Raw genomic sequence first — 26,040 nt, 5'->3', positions numbered from 1 at the left:
CTCTGACCCTATTTTTTCTTGTTGTTTTTCCTATTGCACTGCACTATTCTTGAGCCCAAGTTTGATTTTTTAATGTTGATTTGCAGTTTCTCAAAACTTTATTTGGGAGTTTCTGCGAAATAGCCGGTAGTCCCACGGCTTAGGCTTAAGTGAGGAAAGTATGCACGCACAAGGTTTATACGACCCAAGTAATGAAAAAGACGCCTGCGGTGTCGGTTTTGTTGCTCATATTAAAGGTAAGAAATCGCATGCCATCATTGAACAAGGCTTGTTGATTCTGAAGAATTTGGATCACCGCGGTGCGGTCGGTGCCGATGCTTTGATGGGCGATGGTGCGGGTGTCTTGATTCAAATCCCAGATCAATTTTACCGTGAGGAAATGGCGAAGCAGGGCGTCGATTTGCCACCACCTGGCGAATATGGCGTTGGCATGATCTTCCTGCCGAAGGAACATGCTTCGCGTTTGGCTTGCGAACAAGAGATTGAACGTGCGGTGCGTGCCGAAGGGCAAGTGGTGTTGGGCTGGCGTGATGTACCGGTCGATCGCGACATGCCGATGTCGCCGACAGTGCGTGAAAAAGAGCCAGTGATTCGTCAGATCTTCATCGGCCGCGGCCCAGACATCATGGTGACTGATGCTTTGGAACGTAAGTTGTATGTGATTCGTAAATCGGCCGTGCATGCGATTGAAGCTTTGAAGCTCTTGCATGGCAAAGAGTATTTCGTACCATCGATGTCGGCGCGGACGATTGTCTACAAAGGTTTGCTGTTGGCTGATCAGGTCGGTGTCTACTACAAAGACTTGCAAGATGCGCGTTGCGTATCGGCCTTGGCCTTGGTGCATCAACGTTTCTCCACCAATACCTTCCCAGAATGGCCACTGGCTCACCCCTACCGCATGATTGCGCACAATGGTGAAATCAATACCGTTAAAGGTAACTTCAACTGGATGCGTGCCCGCGAAGGTGTGATGAAGTCGGCAGTGCTCGGCGACGATCTCCAAAAACTTTATCCTTTGATTTTTGAAGGCCAATCTGACACCGCGAGTTTCGATAACGCACTCGAACTGTTAGTGATGGCAGGTTACCCCATCGCGCAAGCGATGATGATGATGATTCCTGAAGCGTGGGAAAACCACACCATGATGGATGACAATCGTCGTGCCTTCTATGAATACCACGCGGCCATGATGGAGCCATGGGATGGCCCAGCAGCGATGGCGTTTACCGATGGTCGTCAAATTGGTGGTACTTTGGATCGTAATGGCTTGCGTCCAGCGCGTTACATCATTACCGACGATGATTTGGTGGTGATGGCTTCGGAATCTGGTGTGTTGCCGATCCCAGAAGCGCGCATCATCAAGAAATGGCGTCTGCAGCCAGGCAAGATGTTCTTGATCGACCTCGAAGCCGGTCGCATCATCGACGACAAAGAAATCAAAGATACTTACGCCAACGCTAAGCCATACAAACAATGGATTAACTCGGTGCGTATCAAACTCAGCGCCTTAAAAGGTGAGGTGAAGGAAGAAGCCGCAAAGGCAAGTTTGCTCGATCGCCAGCAAGCATTCGGTTATACCCAAGAAGATATTAAATTCTTGATGGAGCCAATGGCAGGTAGTGGCGAAGAAGCGATCGGTTCTATGGGTAACGATGCTTCTTTGGCGGTGATGTCGAACAAGCTCAAACCTTTGTATAACTACTTCAAGCAATTGTTCGCGCAGGTGACGAATCCACCGATCGATCCTATTCGTGAAGCGATGGTGATGTCCTTGGTGTCCTTCATTGGGCCAAAGCCAAATCTGCTCGACACCAATAACATCAATCCACCGATGCGTTTGGAAGTGTCGCAACCGATCTTGAACTTTGATGATATCGCTAAGCTGCGTAACATCAGTGCGAACACTGGTGGCAAGTTCAAATCCTATGAACTCGATATCTGCTATCCAGTCGCGTGGGGTAAAGATGGTATTGAAGCGCGCTTAGCTTCCATCTGCGCCGAAGTGGTGGATGCGGTCAAGTCTGGCCACAACATCATGATCATTACGGATCGCAAGATGGATGCGGATCATGTCGCTATCCCAGCCTTATTGGCAACCTCAACTGTGCATCAACACTTGGTCAGCAAGGGCTTGCGTACCACTACAGGTTTAGTGGTTGAGACAGGCTCGGCACGCGAGACACATCATTTTGCCTTGTTGGCGGGTTACGGTGCCGAAGCGGTTCATCCTTACTTGGCGATGGAAACCTTGGCCGCAATGGTGAATGATCCAACTTTGCAGTTGAAAGATGTCGACGCTGAAAAAGCCATTTACAACTACACCAAAGCGATCGGCAAAGGCTTGCATAAAGTCATGTCGAAAATGGGTATCTCTACCTACATGTCTTACTGTGGTGCACAGATTTTCGAAGCCGTTGGTTTGAATAAATCCTTGGTCGACAAATATTTCCGTGGCACGGCATCGAACGTTGAAGGCATCGGCGTATTTGAAGTGGCAGAGGAAGCGTTGCGCTTGCATAAGCTGGCTTTTGGTAAAGACCCTGTGTTGGCGAATGCTTTGGATGCTGGCGGTGAATATGCTTTCCGCGTACGTGGTGAAGACCATATGTGGACACCCGATTCAATCGCCAAGTTGCAGCATTCCACGCGCTCGAATAACTTCAACACGTATAAAGAGTACGCACAACTGATTAACGATCAATCCAAACGTCACATGACTCTGCGTGGCTTGTTTGAATTCAAGATTGATCCAAGCAAAGCGATTCCTTTGGAGCAGGTCGAACCTGCAAAAGAGATCGTCAAACGCTTTGCTACAGGTGCGATGTCGCTGGGCTCGATCAGTACCGAAGCACATGCCACTTTAGCGATCGCGATGAACCGTATCGGTGGTAAGTCGAACACCGGCGAAGGCGGTGAAGATCCAGCGCGTTATACACAAGAATTGAAAGGTATCCCGATCAAACAAGGCGCAACTTTGGCCTCCGTGATTGGCAAGGAACAAGTCGAAGTCGATATTCCTTTGCAAGACGGTGACTCGCTGCGTTCCCGCATTAAACAAGTGGCTTCAGGTCGTTTCGGTGTGACTGCTGAATACTTGACCTCCGCTGATCAAATCCAGATCAAGATGGCGCAAGGTGCGAAACCAGGTGAAGGTGGTCAGTTACCAGGTCATAAGGTGTCTGAATACATCGCGAAATTACGTTTCTCTGTGCCAGGCGTTGGCTTGATCTCGCCGCCACCACATCATGATATTTACTCGATCGAAGATTTGGCGCAATTGATTCACGATTTGAAAAACGTCAATCCAAGCGCGTCGATCTCCGTGAAATTGGTATCGGAAGTCGGTGTGGGCACGATTGCCGCGGGTGTTGCAAAAGCGAAGTCTGATCATATCGTGATCGCAGGTCATGACGGTGGTACAGGTGCGTCGCCTTTGTCCTCGATTAAGCATGCCGGTACGCCATGGGAACTCGGTTTGTCGGAAGCGCAGCAGACCTTGGTCTTGAATGGTTTGCGTGGTCGTGTTCGTGTTCAAGCAGACGGTCAAATGAAAACAGGGCGCGACGTTGTGATCGCCGCCATGCTCGGTGCTGATGAGGTTGGTTTCGCGACCGCACCTTTGGTGGTCGAAGGTTGCATCATGATGCGTAAGTGCCATTTGAATACCTGCCCAGTTGGTGTGGCAACTCAAGATCCAGAATTGCGTAAGAAATTTTCTGGTAAGCCTGAACATGTCGTGAATTACTTCTTCTTCGTCGCCGAAGAAGCGCGTCAAATTATGGCGCAATTGGGTATCCGCACCTTTGATGAATTGATCGGTCGTGTAGATTTGCTGGATAAGTCCAAAGCCATCAGCCATTGGAAAGCGAAAGGTTTGGATTTCACACGCATCTTCCATCAAGTAGAAACGAGCGAAGATACAGCAACGCGTCATGTGGATGGACAAGATCACGGCCTCGACAAAGCACTCGACAATAAGTTGATCATGCAAGCGAAGTTGGCTTTGGAAACCGGTGAGAAAGTTTCCTTTATCCAGCCAGTGAAGAATTTGAATCGTACTGTGGGTGCGATGTTGTCTGGCGAAGTCGCGAAACGTTATGGTCACGCTGGCTTGCCGGACGACACCATCCACGTGCAATTGCAAGGGACAGCGGGGCAATCGGTAGGCGCTTTCTTGGCACGTGGTGTGACTTTGGATTTGGTCGGAGAAGGGAATGACTACGTCGGTAAAGGTTTGTCTGGTGGCCGTATCATCATTCGCCCGAATACCGAATTCCGTGGTTGGGCTGTCGATAACATCATTTGTGGCAACACCGTGATGTACGGTGCGATCGCTGGCGAAGCGTTCATTAATGGCGTGGCCGGTGAGCGTTTTGCAGTGCGTAACTCTGGCGCGATCGCAATTGTTGAGGGCACTGGAGACCACGGTTGTGAATACATGACAGGTGGCACTGTGATCGTACTCGGCAACACCGGTCGCAATTTCGCGGCAGGTATGTCCGGTGGTATCGCCTACGTGTATGACCCAGACGGTGAATTCGAAGCGAAATGCAATACCGCGATGGTGAGTTTGGATCGTGTCATCGCTGGCGATGAACAAGAAAAGAACGTCGATAAATCGTTATGGCATAGCGCGACCCGCGGCGGCGAGCGTCAAACCGATGAAGCAATTTTGCGCGGCTTGATCGAACGTCACTTCAAACATACTGGCAGCACCCGTGCTCGTAATTTGTTAGACGATTGGGCCCGTAGCCGTGCCAAGTTCGTCAAAGTATTCCCGAACGAATACAAGCGCGCTTTGGCAGAAATGTATGGAGCGGAGCAAGCTGCAGTGAAGTTGGAAAAAGCGGCTTAAAGCTGATGCAGAACTCTGTTGAAGTTTGAGTAGGCAGGAAAATCAAAGTGGCGACGATATGTTGATTTGTCATTCCCTCGAAGGCGGGAATCCAGTGGCTCTCGTTAATCAAGGTACGACATTGGGCTCCTGCCTCCGCAGGAGCGACGGAGAAATAGACTTGCCGTTGAATTTTAGTTCGCTGTTTTCTGAGTTTCAAAAAGATTTTAGGGCAAGAGCCCACACAAAATACTGAGGTTAGATCATGGGAAAAGTAACCGGTTTTATGGAATACCAGCGCTTGCAAGAAGCGAGCGAAGCGCCGAAGGCGCGTTTGAAGCATTACAAAGAATTTGTTTTGCATTTGGATGAGAAGCAGGCGACCCAACAAGCGGCGCGTTGTATGGATTGCGGCATTCCGTTTTGTAATAACGGCTGCCCGATTAACAACATCATCCCTGATTGGAATGATCTAACCTATCACGGCAATTATCAACAAGCCTTGGCGGTCTTACATTCGACGAATAACTTCCCAGAATTTACCGGACGTATTTGTCCAGCACCTTGCGAATCTGCTTGTACCTTGGGTGTGCATGAATTGCCAGTCGGGATTAAATCGATTGAGCATTTCATCATCGATAAAGGATGGGAAAACGGTTGGGTCACACCACAAATTCCAGAGCACAAAACGGGTAAGAAGGTGGCGATTGTCGGCTCGGGCCCTGCAGGTTTGGCCGCAGCACAACAGTTGGCGCGCGCTGGTCATGATGTGACCGTCTTTGAAAAAAATGATCGCGTTGGTGGCTTACTGCGCTATGGGATTCCCGATTTCAAAATGGAAAAATCGCATATCGATCGCCGTGTTGAACAAATGCAGGCAGAAGGCGTGACCTTCCGTACTGGCGTCTTGGTGGGTAAAGACTTTCCAAGCAATATTACGAATTGGTCGAAAGAGACAATCTCGCCGGATCAATTGAAAAAAGAATTTGATGCCGTGGTCGTTGCAGGGGGCGCAGAAGTGCCGCGTGATCTACCTGTACCGGGTCGCGAACTCAAAGGGGTGCACTTCGCAATGGAATTCTTGCCAGTGCAAAATAAGGTGAATGCAGGAGACAAGTACAAAGATCAAATCAGTGCAGCAGGCAAGCACGTGGTCGTGATCGGTGGTGGCGATACGGGTTCCGATTGTGTTGGAACTTCGAATCGTCATGGCGCAAAGTCAGTCACACAATTCGAACTGATGCCACAACCACCAGAGCAAGAAAACAAACCGCTGGTATGGCCGTATTGGCCGACGAAATTACGTACATCGTCTTCGCATGAAGAAGGCTGTGAACGTGACTGGGCTGTGGCCACCAAACGTTTGGAAGGCAAGGGCGGTAAAGTCGAAAAACTGATTGCCTGCCGCCTTGAATGGAAAGACGGAAAAATGACTGAAGTACCGGACTCCGAGTTCGAAGTCAAAGCGGACTTGGTCTTGTTGGCGATGGGTTTTGTTTCTCCCGTCGGCCAAGTCTTAGATGCATTCGGCGTTGATAAAGACGCGCGTGGCAATGCGCGCGCGAGCACCGAAGGTGAAGGCTGCTACAAAACCAATGTCGACAAAGTGTTCGCTGCTGGCGACATGCGTCGCGGTCAATCTCTGGTGGTATGGGCGATCCGCGAAGGCCGCCAATGCGCCCGTGAGGTGGATGCATTCTTGATGGGCGAAAGCGTATTGCCACGCTAATCAATTAGAGCTTGTTCAAACGTACCCAAAAGTACGCTTAAGGTTGCCCTCCATCCGTCGATCTGTCGATGTTTGGAGGGTTTTTTTTATGCTTTCGAACAAGCAGTTGGAACTCATTGAAAACCTGCGAGACCCGTTTGACTCACACATGTGGAGTAGTTTTAGCGCTATGAAGAGTAATGGGATTTCAACGCAGTTTTGAGAGCACTGATCTACCTACATCAATTGAGCTAATTCATCAAAGCGATGTAAAATGTGAATTAACTATTTTACATTTTTTGATGATGACTCAATCCACCCACCTCTCAAGAGGCTCGCTCATTGCGGGCCTTTTTCTGTTTCCTTTCCTTTTCCTGACTCTTGGCCTAGCGATATGGCCAGTGCAAACAGTTCAGGCGGAGCAAGCTGATGCACCGATTACTCCCATTACGACTGATCCTAGCATCAAGATCGGCAAGCTAAGTAACGGCCTCAGCTACTACATCAAAAGTAATGCTGTACCGAAGAATCAAGTCGAAATACGGTTGGCCGTGAAATACGGTTCTATCGATGAAGCTGAATCGGAACGTGGCGCAGCACATTTTATTGAGCACTTGGTGTTTCGCAATAGTCAGCAGTTTAAGTCCGATTCTTTGGTTCCTATGTTTGGTCGCTTAGGGCTCAAGATTGGTGAAAATTTGAATGGCACCACGCATCATGAGAAAACGGTGTACACCTTGTCTTTGCCTAGCAACAAAGATCAACAAGTCAAGATGGCCCTGCAGGGGCTCGCGGCGATGGCGGGTGGCGCGCGCTTTTTGAGCAAAGATGTTGAAGGTGAAATGAGCATCATTGATCAAGAACAACAACTTCGAGAAAATTACTCTTACCGCAGCTCGGAAGCGATGCTGGATTTCCAACTGCGTGGAACCCCGCATGCTCACCGTATGCCGATAGGCGTCAAGGAGATTCGTCGCACCTTCACCGCACCGATGCTGCAAAAACTTTACGATCAACACTACCGTGCAAATCGTATGGCTGTAGTGGTGGTTGGCAATATCGACGCGGCTGCTGTTCTGCGTCAGATAGAAGCACAATTTTCTTCAATTGCGCGCTCTGAACATCCTTATCAACGTCCTCCTTCAGATCTCCCAGTTCATGAGAAAGCTGAGCTCAAGGTGATATCGGATCCCGAGCAAATGAATCATGAGATACAAATTCCGTTCTCGATTCGCACCTTGCAGATCTCACGAAATAACCGTGATTTAGAGAAGGAATGGACACGTCGGATTTACTTCAAATTAATGAATCAGCGTTTGCACGGTGGCGTGGTTTATAAGACTGCTCTCTTAAATGAAATTGAATGGGTTAATGACTTTGAAGCGGTGAACCTTTATCTTAAGCTCGATAGTAATGCGGTCAATGCGATTGAGAAAGCGAACCTGACCATACAGCAAGTCATAGATAAAGGTTTCTTGGCCGAAGAGTTGGATGATGCGCGTCAGGACTTTCTAACGCATTACGAGCAAGCCTACCGAGAGCGGGACAAGCTGGGATCTGACTTTTACGCAGAAGCAGCACTTAACCATTTTTTGTACGGTTCGAAATTGTGGTCACCTGAACAAAGATATCAGATGGTGACAAAGGCTTTGCAAGCCATTCAATTGTCTGGCCTCAACCAGTTTGCAAAGCAGGTGCGTCTTGATCCTAGCAACGCGCAGATCCTCTATTGGGTTCCAGCCAATGCGAAAGAAAGTCTACCGAGTCTCAGTCAACTCTTGGGCGCTTTCAAAATCAGCAGCACAGGTGCACTGCCAGACTACAAGCCTAGCGAACGATTAAAGTCACCGATCAAGACACCTCCTGCTAGGCCAGGCACGATTGTTTCTGAAACCTATAATACCAAGCTCGGTGCTTATGAGTGGCTCTTGTCGAATGGCGTGGTGGTGGTTTTGAAAAAGACCAACTTGGCGGCCGATCGAGTCATTATGCTGCATGAGCAAGCTGGTGGAACGGCATGGGTAGCAGATCAAGATGTGGTGACTGCTAATTTGTCATCGATGCTAACGGACACGATGGGATTTGATCAGATTTCCCCACGGTTGCTGCAGAGATACCAAGCTTCGAAGGGGCTGAGCTACGGACTCAATGTGAATTTTCACGGGCGCCAAATTTATGGCGAGAGTGCAACTGCAAACGTACTTGACCTGCTGCAGATTAATTATCAGCGCATCACCAATTCGAGCCGCGAGGTCGGTTTATTCAAGATTGGTCAGACGAATTTGAAGCAGAACCTGATGTCGGCGAATCAGAATACGGATCAAGTCATCGCAGATCAATTACGTCGATTGATTTTCCGTGATGACCCCAGAACCATTTATTTGCCGCCAATTCGTGATATTGAAACTTTGAATGTCGACAAAGTTATTTCTACTTTCGAGGGTATGAATAAGGATTTCAATGGAAGTTACTTCGTCTTCGTTGGTAATCTCGATTTTGATGATCTTCGTATTCAGCTTCCAAAGTATCTCGCCAATTTACCTTCGAAGGAACGTGATATCACGCTCAAACGAGCCTACCCAGAGTTCGCGCAAGGTGTTGTGGAACGTACGATTTTTCTCGGCAATGAGGATAAGTCCTTGCTGTCAGTGGTCTTTCTGAATGAAGTACAAACCCGCCAGGATATTGATCGTTTGCATGTTGATTTGCTTAACCAAATTTTGTACCAGAGAGTATGGAAGAAATTACGTGAACAGCAAGCATTGATTTATAGTTTTGAAATCACTAACGCTTATTATAATTCCGGGCGCGGACTCGCAGCGATGATGTTCTTGCCTGGCGCATCGGATAAGCTAGACCACATCGAAAAAGCGTTTTTCTCGGAGATCGAGCAATTGCAGACGAAACTTGTTGCAATCGAAGAGCTGGTCGAGGCGAAAAAGAAAATATTGAATACGCATCGTGAAGCGATGCAAAAGAATTACTACATCGCGAATAAACTTCTCGAAATTGAATTGCGAAGATCTGCTGGTGAAATGTATTTGGAACCAGAAAAATTATTGGCCAAGGCAACAGAGGCGAGCTTACGTCAAGCAGCGCAGAAGTTCTACGACCTCAAACACCTTGTAAAACTGAAGAAACTACCCGCCGCTATGGCGACCGGGCCACAAGCGGAAATGGAGCGCTATCGCACACAAGTACCACGTGATCTCGGTGCTGAAGCAATCAGGGCATTGAGGAATGACTCATGGAGCATCTTCAGAGATATCGTTGATTCGACGGTAGCGGAGAAAGCGCCGGGGCTCTATTTGAACACGGCGACAAGACTTCTCCAGCTTGAGGAGATTGGAAAGCGGGCTGGTAAAGTTGAAGTAGGGGCGTGTCTGGAAACTGCTAAGCAGTCTCAATTGGAATTTGTATTGGTCGCGAGAGAATTGATCAAGAGTGTCAGTGGTGATGGCGATACCGGAAAGAAAGTGGGCGATGCTATTTCTGTTCAAGACCGGAATGAGATTTGGCGTAAGACCACGCCAGTGCTTGATGCACTCGGAAGAATCGCCAAGACGCTAGAGCAATGCGCCGATGGGAATCTATAGAAGGCGGGCGCTACGTTGATATGACGCAGCGTCACCTTTACATGTTAGATTCGCTTTGTGGTCCAGAACCAGATCATTGTTTTGATAGGCAGGCGCGCTGCCGTTTATCGTATTTGACATAAACGAGATTCACGCAAGATAGGGGCATAGTTGTTCTCTAAACTTCCATGCCTGTTAGTTGGAGAGTTATTCTGCTTGAGAGAGCCGCCTGCGAACTTCCATCAGGCAGAAACCGAGCAGGTTTTCTCCCAGCCAAGAATCTGGGTTATTCGCCTCGGGCGCATCATGGCTTAGACCGATACCCCAGATGAAGTCGACAGGGCTGGCTTCTACTAGAATTCGGTTTCCGGTGTTGAGTAGAAAATTCTTGAGAGCAGGGTTTTGACTAAACTTTGCCAGATTTGCCTCACACACGATTTCGAGACGGTGCAGCGTCCAGATTGTTTCGTCAAATCCTTTGATCTGACGACCTAGCGCTTTAATTTTTCCTTGCTCTGTTTCAAGCAAAATGCGGTCGTACACTGACTGATCTTTGAATAGCTTTGCTTTCGCCGCCATCATGTATTGTTCAGCTGAGATATAGGTTTGACCATCGACCTGGAATCTCGCGGGATACCATTGGCTTAAGCAAGCTTTGGTCACTGTTTTAGGATGCTTTTCTTGATGTCCCCAGAAGAAAAGGAAATCATGCTGTTCTTTGAGCAGTGCGAGTTCCTGTTTGTTGAGTACCTTCATCGCTTTTTCTTTCTTCCTTCGTTGAGGTTGATTTGTTAAGGCCCGTTTTTCCCAGTGGTGAGTTCTGCGTAAGCTGTGCGATAACATGCTTCGTCTGCATCGCTGAAACAACAAAACACAACCTCCTGTACAGAGCCGCTTTCTGCGGCAAACTCTTGTACAGAGGAGATGGCAATACGAGTTGCTTCGTCTAAAGGATAGCGGTAAGCGCCAGTACTGATGGCGGGAAAAGCAATGCTGTGCACCCCAAGATCGCGTGCGATGGCTAGGCTGTTCTGGTAGCAGCTCCGTAATAGTTCTGCTTCGTTTTTCTGTCCACCTTGCCAGACGGGGCCAACAGTATGGATCACATACTTCGCTGGCAATGCATAGGCTTGCGTGTATTTCGCTTGACCCGCTTTGCAGCCATGTAGTGCATGACATTCCTCCAATAAAGCTTTGCCGGCGGCACGATGAATCGCACCATCGACCCCGCCGCCACCTAGTAACGACGAGTTAGCCGCGTTGACAATCACATCCACGGTCAATTTGGTGATGTCTGATTTCAAGATCGTGATTTTCACGTTGCCCTAGCTTACTGTTTGGTGTGGAATATAGATGGACTCTGCAGGCGTTTCGAGAAGACTAAGGTCGAGATCTCTTTGGCGCCGCTGCTGTTGAACAAAAGCCGTGATGTCCTCAATGCGCAGAATTTTCTCTTGGCCATATCTCGCCAACATCGATCCACGTAGCCCTAACTGAATGGCGCGCCTTGTGCACGAATTGCCGAAGGGATCGTGATCGGGATCCCACTGTAAGCGTACCTCAGAATTGCTCAGCGCAGTCCTCCATTGTGCTTCATCGTCCATATTGGCAGCGCCAAAGCTCGACGCAACTGCTTTCGATAAGATCTCGTCAAAAAACGTACGTCGTAATCGTATCGCTAACACAAATTCTTGTCCTTGTTTTTGCGCCCATCCGGAGCGGTACATCATCCACAGGAAATTGGGTTTGATCCAGCTCATCCTTTGATAGCTGAATGCGCCGCCAAAGCGTTGATGTTTGAGGGCGTATTCGGCAATTGGCCCTGAATAAGCTTGATATACGACGATCGTGTCTTGATCGAAGTGCGCCATAATATGTTCGCCACTTTGCGGCCATTCTTTTTGTTGAGTAAGGTAGTTCTTAAATTTCATCATTGTTTTTATTGTTCTTCTAATTCGATAATGTATTTCGCCGGCACCACATCTGTGAGCCAAACTTGATTCTCTGAAAGATAGAAATGGTAGCCATCCTCATGCATTTGTTTGGCGTCGATTTGCAGAAGATAGGCCGTGCCGCGTCGAGCGCCGACGGTCATCGCCGTTTCACGCGATGCTGTGAGATGTACGTGATGTCGTTGGCGTGCTTGTAAACCATCGCGCCTAATCGATTCTATAAAGCGAGACGCGGTCCCGTGAAACAGTCGCTCAGGAGGTGTAGCGATTGGTAGTGCCAGATCTACCTTGATGCTATGGCCCTGGTTTGCGCGAATCATTTGCCCTTCTTCGTCTACCGCAAAGCGTTGTTTCGGGCATGTGGCGACCACATTCATGATATCTGCCACTGTGACTTCAGGGTGTTTAGTTTGAATCGCACTGTGCAAATCGCTTAGGCTGGTCCAGCCTTGGTGATCGAGTTGAATGCCAATTTCTTGGGGTTTGTGTCTCAGGGCGAGACTCATTAGTTTGCTGAGAGTTTCTTTTTTCATGATGAGGTCTTTGTTCTTAGTTTATTGATTGCTGTTTATTATTTTGTCGACGTCGAGCGCACTATAAAATACTTATTTGCAAAACTCAACTAAGTTAGTTGTTTATTTTTCCTAACTTAGTTGCAAAATCGCACCAATAGCCAAGAAAGGCATACAATGGCAGCTCTCTTTGATAGGAGTTATCGGCAATGGCAAGTAAGCAGCAATCTGAAAAAGAATTCCTGAAAAACTACAACATTCACGACTATGAGGTGCCTCTCACGAGTGTTGATCTCGTTATCTTTACGGTGCGAGAAGAGCGCTTGCATGTTCTCTTGGTGAAGCGCGCAGACCATCCCTTTATGGGGCAATGGAGTTTGCCTGGCGGCTTTATTGACGTACATAAAGATAAGAACCTTGAAGCAACCGCACTACGGAAGTTAAAAGAGAAAACCGGGGTGAAGGCGCCTTATCTGGAGCAATTGCAGGGTTTCGGCAGTAAGACTAGAGATCCACGTGGTTGGTCGTCGACCTTCGTCTATTTCGCCTTGATTCCATCTGATCTGGTCGAGTTGAGTCAAGGCAGTGCGGTTGATGCGGTACAGTGGTTTCCCATTGCGCAGGATCAGCCTTTACCGCATTTAGCCTTCGATCATACTGAGATACTGGAGGTAGCCCTGCAGCGGCTGTATAACAAGGTTGAATACAGCTCCTTAGCAGCGCATTTGTTGCCCGCTGAATTTACATTGAGCGAACTACAACAGATGTACCAATTGATACTCGGACGTCCACTCGATAAAAGCGCGTTCCGCAAGAGAATCAAAGAAGGTGATTTTCTGGAGGAGCTGAACGGTCAGTTTCGATATGGTAGTAATCGTCCGGCACAACTCTATCGACTCAAGCAAGGATTAGGTTTGGTGTACTACGCACGTAGCCTGAGCAGTGATTGATTCTTGTGCGATTCTAAGAGTGAATTCATCATGAGTTTTAAAGGCGCAGAAGTTGATGTACGTTCGTGCCAATTTCCCGATTAATTCATCTTGAAAAAATCAAAAGGATACTTAGTTGCATTTTTCAACTAAGTATCCTAGAATGCACTCATACGCTCTCATTCATAATTATTGCAAGCTCCAAATGAAAGAGAGTATGAGTCATCGATCAAAGCTTCGGCGCACAGCGAACAGAAGAAAAAAGAACAAAGCAGCTCAATGAACACAAATAGCACAAACAGTCCGGCTCAGCTGTTTGGCTAGAGAAAGGAAAGAGATTCATCATGCAAAACCGCCAGCATTTACTGATTATTGATCCACAAAATGATTTCTGCGATTTACCTCAAAGCTATCTGCCTCAAATTGGGAATGGTGAGGTGTTTGCACCGTCTTTGCCAGTGACTGGCGCGCATGAAGATATGCTGCGTATTGGTCGTTTGATTGACACTCTGGGAAGCCAACTTGATGCGATTACCGTGACCCTCGATTCACATCACGTACTCGATATCGCGCATCCCTCATTTTGGTGCACACACAATGGTGATGCGGTGACGCCATTTACAGAGATCACTTTGCAGCAGGTTCGCGAGGGCGTGTATCAAACGCGGAGCCCACAGGCGCAAGCGCGCGCTGAGGAATATTTAGCGCAACTCGAAGCTGCAGGACGCTATCGCTTGATGATTTGGCCAGTGCACTGTGAAATTGGCAGCTGGGGACACAATGTTCATACCGAGGTGCGTAACGCCTACAATCGTTGGGAGCAAGCGCAACAAAAAGTGGTTGCGAAGGTCTACAAAGGATCGAATCCTTGGACTGAACACTACTCCGCGATGATGGCCGAAGTGCCGGATCAAACTGATACCCACACTCAATTGAACCGCGAATTGCTGGAAGCTTTGCAAGCATACGACACGGTGTTGATCTGCGGTGAAGCGAGTAGCCACTGTGTCAAAGCAAGTACCGAGCACATCGTCGCACATTGGGATCCAGCAAAGCTCTCACAGTTGGTCTTGCTAACTGATTGCATGAGTCCAGTACCCGGGTTCGAGGTGCAGGCACAGAGTTTTATTGAAGAGATGCGCAGCAAAGGTCTACGCATTAGTACAGCTACAGAGATGATGAGTTCACTTTAAGCGGCACAAAAGTCCGTTCAGAAAACATCAGCACAATAGAGTAAGTCATGAATACGAAAACACAAGAAGCTTTGGTGACTTTGTACCGGCCAACTGGACCAAAGGAACTCGAACTGGTAGCGCAAAGCGGCTATACAAAATGGCCACCGCGTTTGCCGGAACAACCGATCTTTTACCCCGTAACAAATGAAGAGTATGCGGTGCAAATCGCACGCGATTGGAATGTCTCTGCCAGCGGATCAGGGTTTGTGACACGCTTTCACGTGAGAAAATCGTTCATGGATCGCTATCCAGTGCAATGCGTTGGTGGTGAGATGCATACAGAATGGTGGATTCCAGCAGAAGAGCAAGAAGAAATGAATTCCAATATCGTGGGATTGATCGAAGTGATCCAAGAATTTCACGCAGAAACGAGGACATCATGAAACCCGTAGTGCGCAGCTTACTAGAAAACGATTTATATAAATTCACCATGTGGCAAGCATTGCTGCATAGTCATCCGAATACCCAGTGTGAATACGCTTTTGTTTGTCGAAACACACCCGCGTATCCATTGGCGGAACTGAAAGACGATCTGGAGCGCGAACTTGATCATCTGTGCAAGATGCGTTTCGCCGACGATGAGCTAGCTTATCTACGTCAACTGCGTTATCTGAAAAGTGATTTCGTCGACTTCTTGACGATCTTCCGCTTCCAAAGAAAGTTTATTGAAGTAGGTATCGATGGGGAAAAACTGACCGTGGTGGCAACCGGTCCGCAAGTACATGTAATGGGTTTTGAAATTTTTGTACTCTATATTGTCAATGAGTTGTACTTTCGCCGCTTGGCGACGGCCGAGGTCATCATCGAAGGACGACGCCGTTTGAAAGAAAAGATCGGTGTACTCCAGCGTGATGTGCAACAGCAGACACGTAAGCATCCGTTTGAATTTTTCGATTTCGGCTTGAGGCGTCGTTTCTCGGGTGAATGGCAGGATGAAGTGGTGGCGACACTGTTGCGGGAATTACCAAGCTATTTTAAAGGCACCTCGAATGTCTACTTGGCCAAGAAATATGGGCTGATTCCGATCGGTACAATGGCGCATGAGTATCTGCAGTCATATCAATCTTTTGGGGTTCGTCTGCGTGATTTTCAAAAAGCCGCATTAGAGGATTGGGTGCAAGAATATCGCGGTGACCTCGGCATCGCTCTGACCGATGTGGTCGGCATGGACGCTTTCTTGGCTGATTTTGATCTCTACTTCGCCAAGCTATTTGATGGTCTACGGCATGACTCCGGTGACCCCATCGTATGGGGCGAAAAAGCTTTAGAGCACTACGCAAAACTCCGTATCGATTCCAATACCAAGCGCTTGGTCTTTTCAGATGGGCTCGATATCGCAACCGCTCTGCAACTGTATCGCCACTTCGCCGATCGTGTCATGACCGGCTTCGGCATTGGTACCCATCTCAGCAATGATGTAGGGATCACACCACTGAATATCGTGATGAAGATCGTGTCTTGCAATGGACAACCAGTAGCAAAATTGTCGGATGCGCGCGGCAAGACTCTATGCCAAGACCACACTTTCTTAGCCTACTTAAGGCAGGTCTTTCAACATCCAGAATAATTCAAGGGCCGACAAATGAATAAGCAAAACTTGAAATTGGCGCTCGCTCAATGCAATTACACCGTGGGTGATTTCGAAGGCAATCGACAATTGATGCAGGCAAAGATGAAGCATGCAGCCGAAGTAGGAGCTGACATGGTCATCTTCTCTGAGCTATCGGTATGCGGCTATTACCCCGGCGATTTGCTTGAAGATGGGGACTTCTTACAAGCTTGCGAAACTGCATTGCACGCCATATTGAAAGCGTCTACACAGTTCCCCAATTTGTTCAGTGTGATTGGCACAGTGCGCTTGCATCAAGGTCCTGGCAAGCGACTCCATAACGCTTTGTTGGTGATACGTGATGGTGAGATTCTTACCGAGTACCATAAACAATTACTGCCCACCTATGGCATCTTCGACGAGGGACGTCATTTTGAACCTGGTGTTGAAACTGCGTGTACGCTGACAATCGGCTCGCATCGCGTTGGATTTATGGTGTGTGAGGACGGTTGGAATGATGCTGGTCTCGATTACAAAGTGAATCCCTATGCGGCGTTGGAACAAGCGCAAGTGGACCTCGTTGTGAGCATCAATGCAAGCCCCTCGGATTTTGGTAAGCGCCAACAGCGCCACCGTCTATTTGGACAGGCCTCGACCGCGCATCAAATGCCTATCGTCTATGTCAATCAAATTGGTGGTCAAGATCAATTAGTCTTTGATGGGCACTCTTTCATCATGCATCCTCAACGGGGCCTAGTGTATGAAGCAGCGGGCTTTGCCGAAGATTTTGCGGTGTTGAATTTTGATGGTGACAACTTTTTTGAGGCGCAAGATATAGGCTCGAAAATAGGCGATCAAATTGGAACAGCACCGAGGGCCGCCGTAACGCAGAAAGAAGAATTGGCGCGCCAACAGATTGTGCTTGGCTTGCGTGACTATGCACGTCGCTGTGGTTTTAGCAAAGCCGTGGTCGGTTCGTCGGGCGGTATTGATTCGGCGCTGACACTGGCATTGGCGGTCGAAGCGCTGGGTGCGGACAATGTCATCGCGATTACCATGCCTTCGGCATTTTCCAGTGAGGGTTCGGTATCGGATTCTGTGAAGCTTTGTCAGGCGCTTGGGATTCCTTTGCTCGAGCATCCGATTCGAGACTTAGTGGAGCAGTATGGAAAAGGTTTTACGCAGGCATTTGATGCGCCCCTACGCGGTCTGACGCTCGAAAATTTGCAAGCGCGTGTGCGCGGAACCATACTCATGGAATACTCGAATCATTTCGGCGCATTGCTGTTAACCACGGGGAATAAGAGCGAAATATCGGTGGGCTACTGCACCTTGTATGGAGATACGAATGGCGGTTTAGGTCTCATTGGTGATCTATACAAAACTGAAGTGTATGCATTGTCACGTCATATCAATCAAAGTGCAGGACGAGAAATTATCCCGCACGATGTGTTGACCAAACCGCCTTCAGCGGAACTCGCCCCTGGCCAATTGGATACGGATAGCTTGCCACCGTATGAAGTTCTTGATGAAATTTTGAAATGGCATATCGAGGGACATCGACTACCGCCGGAAGAAGCGCAGCAAGCCCAAGCTTTTGTGGAGAATTTGAAGAATACTGTGGACGGCGCGGCCTTGCTGAAACGTATCCATGGTATGGTGGCGCGCAACGAGTATAAGCGCCGTCAAGCGCCGCCGATTATCCGAGTACGGGCGCGCGCCTTTGGTTCCGGACGCCAAATGCCCATCGCCGCTCGTTATACTTTTGAAGCGTGTTTGAAGCCTAATAAGGAAGTGATATGAATGTAGCGACAACCGTAATTCCCAACGAAGTGAACGTCACTCCCATTCCTCATTCGCAAGATGTAGCGGTGGTGATTGGGCGCTTTCAAGGTTTCCATCTAGGACACGCAGAATTGCTGCGCATCGCACTACAGAAAGCGCCACAAGTGTTGGTGATTTTAGGATCGTCATTCCATGCGCGTACTGTGCGTAATCCTTTTACTTGGCAAGAACGTGCGGCCATGATCAAAGCCAATCTCTCTGCAGACGAAATCGAGCGTATCCAATTTATTCCCGTGCGTGATTATTATGACGATCAACGCTGGGCGCAAGCGGTACAAAATGAAGTCATGCGCCATGTGCCTCAAGCCAAGGATATTTGTCTGGTGGGGCACTTCAAAGATGCATCGAGTTACTATTTGCGTCGCTTTCCGCATTGGCATTTGTTGGAGACGGAAAATCACAGCAACTTCGACGCGACTGCAGTGCGGCGCGTAATGTTCGAAGCAGAGAATATTGATATCTCGTTGTCGGTGTTGGAATCTATGCTCAGCCTTGAAACACGTCAGTATCTCAAAGCCTGGTGTCAGTTACCTGCCTATGCAGCTTTGGTGACAGAATACAAAGGCTTGCAAGCCTACAAAGCCGCTTGGTCTACCGCTCCCTATGCGCCCATCTTCTGTACCGTGGATTCTGTGGTCAAGACCAACCAACACGTTTTATTGATTCAACGGGGAGGATTTCCGGGCAAAGGTTTATGGGCTTTACCTGGCGGCTTTCTTGATCCGCATGAACGCTTGCAACGCGCCGCGATTCGCGAGCTTCGTGAAGAAACCAAGTTGGCCTTGCTTGATTCGACGCTGGAAGCTTCTCTGGTGGATGTCAAAGTGTTCGATCATCCAGATCGCAGTCAACGCGGCCGAACGATCACACATGCCTTCTTTTTCGATTTGAACTTAGATCACTTTCCAGAGATCGAAGCAGATGACGATGCAGCCGCCGCGAAGTGGATGCCGATAGCTGAATTGAATGCGATGGAAGATCAGTTTTTCGATGATCATTTTCATATTTTGGATCAATTCTTAAAATTGACAGCCTAGAACCTCGTGAAAAGAGCTACAGCTTTATACGACGCAAAACAATGTGATTTGATGCAACTTGTTGCCTGTGTGAGAAAAGTGAAGGAGAAAGAAACCATGATGCAATTCAAGCGAAACCGTCCACATCACCGCAGCCTATTTTCCTCCACGATCTCACGTATATCAGCGCTGAAGATGCTTGGTATTGGGAGCTTGATGGTAGGTGTGTGCGTAGTGTCGACAAGTTGGGCGCAGGCGGTTAATCCAGTCGCGCAAACACCGACACAGCTTGGGCAACCTCAAGGCGCACCGCAAAACAAACAGATTGCAGTTGTATTGCAAGCCATTGATCTCAATCAAGTGCCTAAATGGAATGCGCCATACGAGTTCAGAATCGCTAGCTTTGCCAAGGATGAAGGTGGTTATGGCAGCGGTGCTTTGGTGCTGTTGTTGAGTAACGATTTACGCACCGCCTACGTCAATTTACAAGGCGTGACGACTGAATTGAAATCAGTACAAAAAAATCCTTCGACCTCGTGTCGGTCTGGTGACATACGTCAAAGCGTGTATGCTAATGCCGATCTCCGCCTCATGCTTAAAGTGAGCTTAGAACCTGGTGAAGAAGCGTGCTGGGCGAAAGGTGTAGTCAGTCTGCATTTGAATAAGCACACCTACCGTTACATGGTAAAAGGTGTCAGCGGTTTGTGAGGCTGAACACGCCGAGGCTTAAGGATCTATGTGCCTGAGTAGTTGGCACGAATGCGTTGTGGGCTCCATCGATGTCGGGCGAGTCCGAATAATAATGCACTCGCAAATACAAGACTGAATTGATAGCGCCAATCGGATCCAAAGAGGTTCTGCAGTTGGTTTACCCTCCCAGAAGTGTAGGCGATGCCATAGACGCTGCAAGCAAGGAATAGCATCAACAAATAGATTTTGAAGCGGCTGCGATTGAGGTTCTCTGCCGCGGCCATGACGCACGCTCCGGCGAAGACTGCAGCGATTTCCAACATGAATGTTAGTGCATCTGCAAAGCTGGCAAGGAGCGTGGTGGCGACGTGACTTGAATCCGCAAGTCGCTCAAAAATAGCTTTACCCAAAAAGAAGATGACGCCCAAACCAAGAAAGATAGTCAGATTTGAGCGCCACAGTTGCCAGGCAAATCCCTGATTCACCAGCCCGCGTGGCATGAGTAAATAGCGCCAATGCCAATCGCGTATTACCAAATGGCTACTCAAGATGAGACTCATCGCCGCAAGGTAAAGTAGTCGGTTAAAGCCCACCTGTGAAGCTTGAGGAACACAAGCGAAGAAATAGATGGCGATCATCAGGCAGAACACAGCGATTGGCTGCACGAGTCCGCGATCAGTGTTGGATTCATCTGAACTATTTGTTTGCGGCCCTAGTCGCCGATAGCGGTAGAAGTGATGTAGAAGCCACGTGCTGAGTTTGCTGAACAGGCGCGGCGTGTCCTTAATCTCCTCGTCATGCGCAAAACTTTGTGGGCGCTGCGTGACAAAGTAATAGAGAAAAGCACAGGCACAGCTTATGGCAGCAATGCTGTACCAGAGCTCGAGGGGAGTGGTATTTGTTAGGACTTGGTGAACGGTAAAGTAGACCCAGCTCGATGCTAAGAGGAGGTGGACCAGCCTATGTAAGCCACTTTTTCTGACCCACGTGCGACTCATGTTGAGCTTGATATGAAAGCCCAGGCTGCTATAGATGCCGAGACAAAGGCCAAGCATTTGCGTTGCAAGTAGACTGAGTTGAGTTGCGAAATGCGCTCCCATTTGCAAACCAAAGTTAGCCACGAGTAGCACAACGAAAACAGATATCATCAGTCGCCGTACGCGCTCTTGCATGACTTGGGCAAGTGCCACGGGCGCAATTTGTTTCTGGAAATAGCGCAAGCTGATGAGCAAACGCGAACTCATGAAGTAAGCGATGCTGGGCGGTAGGAGCAAGCTCAGCAGCGACCAGTATCGAGCGAGGCCAGCATCGGAAAAGAAGGCGAGTAGCCAGCTTGCGATCGAGACCAGCGCCGCAAACCAAGCGACGGCACGTTGGCGCAGGCTCAGAATTGGAAAACACCATGCGTTCATGTGAGTCTTCATTGATGCAAGGCGGCGAACAAGGTGTCGAGAGTGATCGATTTTGAGCCCGATCCTTGTCCTTGTTGAAGGTGTGTGGGAAGACTAGCAATAGCGACCACGCTGGTTTCATGACCTTGATGGAGAATCTCCGGACGAACGCCTTGCAGTAGTTGATTAGCGATCACGCAATGCGTTTGTCGTAATGCTCGCCAATCAGCATAAAGTTGTATTTGCCCTTCTCGCATAAAGACCACGTGGCTCAATACATCATCAAGATCACTTAAGAAATGACTGGTAATGATGAGCGTCGCCTGCGGTGAAATCCAGCGGTCATCGAGAAACAAATGTCGCATCAAGTTGTGACGTCGCAGTGGATCGAGATTGGCGACTGGTTCATCCATCACGATGAGCTCAGGTTGGTGTGCGAGGGCCAAGACTATCGCCAACTTTTGTTGATCACCACCCGATAATTTGCTCACAGTTTTACCCAGTGAAAGTTCGAGCGACAAAGCTAATTCGATGGCGCGCTTCTCATTCCACAATGGGTAGGCTTGACCTATCGTGCGTAGGTGTTGCTCCACGCTCATCCAAGGAAATAGATCTGGGCTTTGCGACACATAAGCTAATTTGGCACGAACTTCATCGTCAAGTTGCGACAGAGGATGACCGCAGAGGGTGACTTCTCCGCTGTCAAAGTTTTGTAGTCCCAAAAGGCATTTGAGTAGACTCGATTTGCCGCTGCCATTAGCGCCGAGCAGTCCTACTTTTGCGCCGATAGGAAGGGCGAAGCTGATGTGGTCCAAAATGGTACGCGTCCCATATGTCCAATAAAGCTCTGCTACTTTGACGGAAGGTTCAGTACTTGCGATGGAAGCGTTCATTTGTATACATAGTTCTTTATGAGGCGCTTAGTGTATTGCTCCATATGATTTTCTTGCAAATCAATTGGTGATGTTCTGATCGGGGCTCATTTAAGGAAGTGATTTATCGGGTCAGAACGCCCATAAATTTCGATCATTGACCCGGTTCTGCAAATGATTGTCTCCAAATAGGAACATGATTTAACAATACCTGACAAAATAAAATTTCCATGCGGAAACCTCGTGTCTATAATAAAAAGTTGATCAAAATTTTTGAATATTTTCGATGTGAAAGGAGGCTCCCTTGGCAATAGGTATTTTTGAACCTGGCAAGCGACTCATGCGTAGTCTTCGTATGCCTGCGAAGTTTTCCATCATTATGGTTACTCTCTTGATTCCATTAATGGTTCTGCTCTATCTTTTTGTGAGCAAGGAAAACGCAGACATCGCCTTCGCTCGGAACGAAGCGATTGGGGTGAGTTATCATGATCGTGTGAATCCAATCATGGACGCTGTTTTGCAGCACCGCGGGCAAGCCTTGTTGAGACTGTTACAGATCGAAGATGTGGCTGTGACGAAGGAGGTTGCTGCAACGGTTGATAAAGGCTTCGATGAATTTGGAAAACGCCTACAAACTGCTGATCCATACCAGCTGTCCCCAATCCTCAATAAAGCTCGTGATGCATGGCGTGAAGCGGCTGCGGCGACTTACACCGAAACCGCTCAAATCACTGAAAAGTACACGAAGGTGAACGATGCCTTAGTCGAAATTCGTCGACAAGTTTCTGAGCACTCTCAGTTAGCACTAGACCCTGATATCGATAGCTATTATTTGATGACTGCGGCGACAGAAAAGCTGCCTGCAATGACGGCAAATTTGGCCCCTTTGCGTGGTCTTGTCGCTTATGTTGCGGCTAATCCTGATAAGGCAGATTCCACACGAACCCGCATCGCTGCATTTATGGCTTTGATCAAACGCGATCGCGCTGATGCGAAGGATGCTTTAGACCGTGTGGCGCAGGTTAGTCCTCATCTTATTCAGAAACTCAATTTGCAAGTCTTCGATCTCACTGATGAATATCTTAAATTGATACAGAGCAGCATCATGGAGACAGTCAATGCCGATGCTAAGGCGATTTATAACCAAGGAACTCAGGCGATCAATTCTAATTCTGGTTTGACTCAGTCGACTCTTGATGCCTTATCGGGTGCATTGCAAGCACGTATCGAGAAGTTGGAAGGTGAGAGAAAACTGATGTTGTTCGTCGTACTGCTCGCTCTGACGATTGCGTTTTACACCTTATATACGTTCTACATCACGTCATTGAGTGGGTTTAAGAGTATGTCTAAGCGCGTCAATATGCTAGGACAAGGCGATCTAACTCAATCCAATCAAGCGATTGGGCGTGATGAAATTTCAGAGTCGATTAATATTTTCCGTCGCAGCGTACAGTCGCTTGCGCAAATTGTTTCTGGGGTGCGTGAATCAGCCGAAGCCATTAGCTTAGCGACCTCTGAAATAGCGGCGGGTAATAATGATCTGGCGGAGCGTGGTGCGAAGATCGCAACCACGGTACAAGATACGGCCGAGAACATGGATTCATTAGCCTCAAAAGTGGCACACAATCTTGAGAATGCAAAGCAAGCCGATGGCTTGGCGCAGTCAGCCTATCAAGTCGCCACAAGAGGCGGTGCAGTGGTATCGCAAGCGGTCGAAATGATGGAAAAAATTACGATGTCTTCACGGAAAATCGGTGAGATTACTGAAGTGATCAATGGCATTGCCTTCCAAACTAATATTTTGGCATTGAATGCTGCCGTTGAGGCGGCCCGCGCCGGCGAACAAGGGCGTGGTTTTGCGGTGGTGGCTTCTGAGGTTCGGAGTCTCGCTCAGCGTAGCGCAAGTGCAGCGAAAGAAATTGGTGATTTGATTCGTCTGTCGATGCAAGATATCGAAGCAGGTGCAAAGTATGTTAACGACGCAGGTGCAACGATGAACGAGATCGTCGACTCCGTGCAAAGTGTCACCACGATTATGGATGAAATCACGCGCGAATCTAATGCTCAATCGAGTGAGCTAAATTTGATGGCCGACGCTGTCCGAGAAGTCGATGCTAGCACCCAGCAGAATGCGGCGATGGTGGAAGAAATCTCGGCGGCTGTGATGTCTCTGGAGGAGCGTGCCAACTACTTGGCTGAATCGGTGAAGACGTTTAAAGTGGATGGGATCAAAGCCCCACAATTACTCGCCTACTAATCCTTACAGGATGTGAAACAAGGGATAAGTGGAAACTCACTTATCCCTTTTTTTCTTCTATCAATTCATTTGAGCGAAGGCGCATGCTCCGCTAGGTGAAATTACTAGATGTGAAGAGCATGCCCCAAAGCACGCAGTGCCGCTTCTTGCACCGCTTCACCCAAAGTCGGGTGTGAATGGATAGTGCCTGCGACGTCCTCTAAACTGGCGCCCATTTCAAGGCACAAACCAAAACCTGCACTCAGCTCAGAGACGCTACGTCCCACGGCTTGCCAACCGAGAATGAGGTGATTGTCTTTGCGCGCCACCACACGGACAAAGCCCTCACTCGATTCTAAAGTCATGGAGCGACCATTCGCAGCGAAGGGGAAATTCGCGGTGATGATGACGATGCCTGCTGCTTGCGCTTCTTGCGGTGACATGCCGACCACGACTAATTCTGGATCGGTGAAGCATACGGCAGGGATCGAAGCAGGGGAGAAGTGACGACGTTTGCCTGCGATGATTTCTGCCACCATTTCGCCCTGAGCCATGGCGCGATGTGCCAACATCGGTTCGCCCGTGACATCACCAATCGCCCACACATTGCGCATCGAGGTGCGGCATTGATCGTCAATTTTGACGGCGCGTCCGTTCATGTCGAGCAGCAGGGATTCGAGTCCGAAACCTTGTGTACGTGGACGGCGACCAACTGCAACCAATACTTGATCGCAGGCCAGTTCACTTTCTTCGCCAGCAGCATTCTTGAGACGCACGGCTGTGTTGTCGGCATTCAAGCCTTGTACGCTGAGACCCAGATGCACTTCGATGCCGAGTTGTTTCATGGCGTTGCGTACGACCTTGGTCAGCTCTTCGTCGTAGGCAGGTAAGATGCGATCCATGGCTTCGACGACGGCGACTTCGCTACCGAGCTTGCGATAGGTGATACCTAACTCGAGCCCAATATAGCCACCACCAACCACTACTAATTTTTTCGGAATACTGTTGGGTGATAAGGCTTCAGTGGAGCTGATGACTTTGCCATTGCCTGCGCCGAAGGGCATGAATGGCAGTTCGACCGCAGAAGAACCGGAAGCAATCAGTAGATGTTCGCAAGTAATACGCTGAACTTCTTGGCCATCTTGCATCACAGCGACAGTCTTGCCATCGATGATCTGAGCCCAGCCTTTGACGACTTGTGCGCCATTCTTTTTAAGCAAAGCGCCGACGCCTGTCGTCAAGCGTTTGACGATGCCGTTTTTCCAGCTCACGGTTTGCTCGATTTGTATGCTCGGGCTGGCGACCTGAATACCAAGAGCGGAACCTTCCGCATAGTGCTTGGCTTTTTCAAATTCCTCTGCGGCGTGGATCAAAGCTTTGGAGGGAATACAACCGATATTGAGGCAAGTGCCACCAAGTTGATCACCTTCGATCAAGATCGTCGCCACGCCCAATTGAGCAGCTCGGATAGCGGCAATATAGCCACCAGGGCCTCCGCCAATGACCACTAAAGTTGTGGATGTTGTTTGCATAGTTTGTTCCTGAAAACTGGATTGCACCCTCACATCATTCTCGTTCAAAACCTCTCAACACAGAGGCACAGAGACACTGAGAAAGTCGAAGGGTGAACATCAAATAATGAAGCGTTACTGAATGTTTTTTGTAGCAAGAGGCTGAAGTGACCTCTCATCACAGG

18 protein-coding genes are annotated in these 26,040 nt (G+C 48.6%); 11 read left to right on the top strand and 7 right to left on the bottom strand.

What is annotated here, in order from left to right:
• Positions 1 to 160 precede the first annotated feature (160 nt).
• The 3 genes from RF679_RS16925 (at position 161) to RF679_RS16915 (ending at position 10,138) form a co-directional block, all read left to right on the top strand.
• Positions 161 to 4,855: a glutamate synthase-related protein gene (locus RF679_RS16925; RefSeq protein ID WP_309481804.1), complete on the top strand. Its 4,695-nt coding sequence runs from the start codon at positions 161 to 163 to the stop codon at positions 4,853 to 4,855.
• A gap of 244 nt (positions 4,856 to 5,099) precedes the next feature.
• Entirely contained in the window at positions 5,100 to 6,563 is a 1,464-nt protein-coding gene (locus RF679_RS16920) for a glutamate synthase subunit beta (protein WP_309481803.1), read from the top strand.
• A gap of 380 nt (positions 6,564 to 6,943) precedes the next feature.
• A complete protein-coding gene (locus RF679_RS16915; protein WP_309481802.1) occupies positions 6,944 to 10,138 on the top strand; it encodes a M16 family metallopeptidase in 3,195 nt (1,064 codons plus the stop codon).
• Between the two features lie 186 nt (positions 10,139 to 10,324).
• On the opposite strand, the gene RF679_RS16910 is transcribed toward RF679_RS16915, so the two are convergent.
• From RF679_RS16910 to RF679_RS16895, 4 genes are read right to left on the bottom strand one after another with little or no spacing between them, the layout of a single operon-like run.
• Positions 10,325 to 10,873: an NADAR family protein gene (locus RF679_RS16910; protein ID WP_309481801.1), complete on the bottom strand. Its 549-nt coding sequence runs from the start codon at positions 10,871 to 10,873 to the stop codon at positions 10,325 to 10,327.
• A gap of 35 nt (positions 10,874 to 10,908) precedes the next feature.
• On the bottom strand, positions 10,909 to 11,436 hold the full coding sequence (locus RF679_RS16905) for an O-acetyl-ADP-ribose deacetylase (protein ID WP_309481800.1): 528 nt from the start codon (positions 11,434 to 11,436) through the stop codon (positions 10,909 to 10,911).
• 6 nt (positions 11,437 to 11,442) lie between these two features.
• Entirely contained in the window at positions 11,443 to 12,051 is a 609-nt protein-coding gene (locus RF679_RS16900; protein WP_309481799.1) for a DUF4291 domain-containing protein, read from the bottom strand.
• A 5-nt stretch (positions 12,052 to 12,056) separates the two neighbouring features.
• Positions 12,057 to 12,602: an RNA 2'-phosphotransferase gene (locus tag RF679_RS16895; RefSeq protein ID WP_309481798.1), complete on the bottom strand. Its 546-nt coding sequence runs from the start codon at positions 12,600 to 12,602 to the stop codon at positions 12,057 to 12,059.
• A gap of 188 nt (positions 12,603 to 12,790) precedes the next feature.
• Between RF679_RS16895 and RF679_RS16890 the strand changes: the two genes are divergently transcribed.
• The 7 genes from RF679_RS16890 (at position 12,791) to RF679_RS16860 (ending at position 19,863) form a co-directional block, all read left to right on the top strand.
• Positions 12,791 to 13,531: an NUDIX hydrolase gene (locus RF679_RS16890; RefSeq protein ID WP_309481797.1), complete on the top strand. Its 741-nt coding sequence runs from the start codon at positions 12,791 to 12,793 to the stop codon at positions 13,529 to 13,531.
• Between the two features lie 323 nt (positions 13,532 to 13,854).
• Positions 13,855 to 14,703, top strand: coding sequence for a cysteine hydrolase family protein (locus tag RF679_RS16885; RefSeq protein WP_309481796.1), 849 nt, complete (start codon positions 13,855 to 13,857; stop codon positions 14,701 to 14,703).
• 47 nt (positions 14,704 to 14,750) lie between these two features.
• Complete coding sequence (locus tag RF679_RS16880) at positions 14,751 to 15,128, top strand: hypothetical protein (RefSeq protein ID WP_309481795.1); 378 nt, start codon at positions 14,751 to 14,753, stop codon at positions 15,126 to 15,128.
• Positions 15,125 to 16,312 carry a nicotinate phosphoribosyltransferase gene (pncB, locus tag RF679_RS16875; protein ID WP_309481794.1) on the top strand — a complete coding sequence of 396 codons (1,188 nt, stop codon included), beginning with the start codon at positions 15,125 to 15,127 and terminating at the stop codon, positions 16,310 to 16,312. The genes RF679_RS16880 and pncB overlap by 4 nt, the downstream gene beginning before the upstream one ends.
• Positions 16,313 to 16,327: 15 nt before the next feature.
• Positions 16,328 to 18,097, top strand: a complete 1,770-nt coding sequence (locus RF679_RS16870) for an NAD+ synthase (protein WP_309481793.1) — start codon at positions 16,328 to 16,330, stop codon at positions 18,095 to 18,097.
• Entirely contained in the window at positions 18,094 to 19,176 is a 1,083-nt protein-coding gene (locus RF679_RS16865) for a bifunctional nicotinamide-nucleotide adenylyltransferase/Nudix hydroxylase (RefSeq protein ID WP_309481792.1), read from the top strand. The genes RF679_RS16870 and RF679_RS16865 overlap by 4 nt, the downstream gene beginning before the upstream one ends.
• A gap of 96 nt (positions 19,177 to 19,272) precedes the next feature.
• Positions 19,273 to 19,863, top strand: coding sequence for a hypothetical protein (locus RF679_RS16860; RefSeq protein ID WP_309481791.1), 591 nt, complete (start codon positions 19,273 to 19,275; stop codon positions 19,861 to 19,863).
• Between the two features lie 26 nt (positions 19,864 to 19,889).
• Here the strand turns inward: RF679_RS16860 and RF679_RS16855 are convergent, their stop codons facing one another.
• Together RF679_RS16855 and RF679_RS16850 are read right to left on the bottom strand one after the other, a co-directional pair.
• Positions 19,890 to 21,257: a hypothetical protein gene (locus tag RF679_RS16855; protein ID WP_309481790.1), complete on the bottom strand. Its 1,368-nt coding sequence runs from the start codon at positions 21,255 to 21,257 to the stop codon at positions 19,890 to 19,892.
• Between the two features lie 8 nt (positions 21,258 to 21,265).
• A complete protein-coding gene (locus tag RF679_RS16850; protein ID WP_309481789.1) occupies positions 21,266 to 22,129 on the bottom strand; it encodes an ABC transporter ATP-binding protein in 864 nt (287 codons plus the stop codon).
• A 283-nt stretch (positions 22,130 to 22,412) separates the two neighbouring features.
• On the opposite strand from RF679_RS16850, the gene RF679_RS16845 reads away from it, so the two are divergent.
• The gene (locus RF679_RS16845) at positions 22,413 to 24,365 is read left to right on the top strand and encodes a methyl-accepting chemotaxis protein (RefSeq protein WP_309481788.1); all 1,953 of its coding nucleotides are present in this window, start codon (positions 22,413 to 22,415) and stop codon (positions 24,363 to 24,365) included.
• 104 nt (positions 24,366 to 24,469) lie between these two features.
• Here the strand turns inward: RF679_RS16845 and lpdA are convergent, their stop codons facing one another.
• On the bottom strand, positions 24,470 to 25,876 hold the full coding sequence (gene lpdA, locus RF679_RS16840; RefSeq protein WP_309481787.1) for a dihydrolipoyl dehydrogenase: 1,407 nt from the start codon (positions 25,874 to 25,876) through the stop codon (positions 24,470 to 24,472).
• Positions 25,877 to 26,040: the final 164 nt, after the last annotated feature.

Source organism: Undibacterium cyanobacteriorum (assembly GCF_031326225.1).
GTDB classification, from domain to species: domain Bacteria; phylum Pseudomonadota; class Gammaproteobacteria; order Burkholderiales; family Burkholderiaceae_D; genus Undibacterium; species Undibacterium cyanobacteriorum.
Note: the sequence above shows the minus strand (reverse complement) of the source record. Positions and strands in the feature narration are given on the sequence as shown.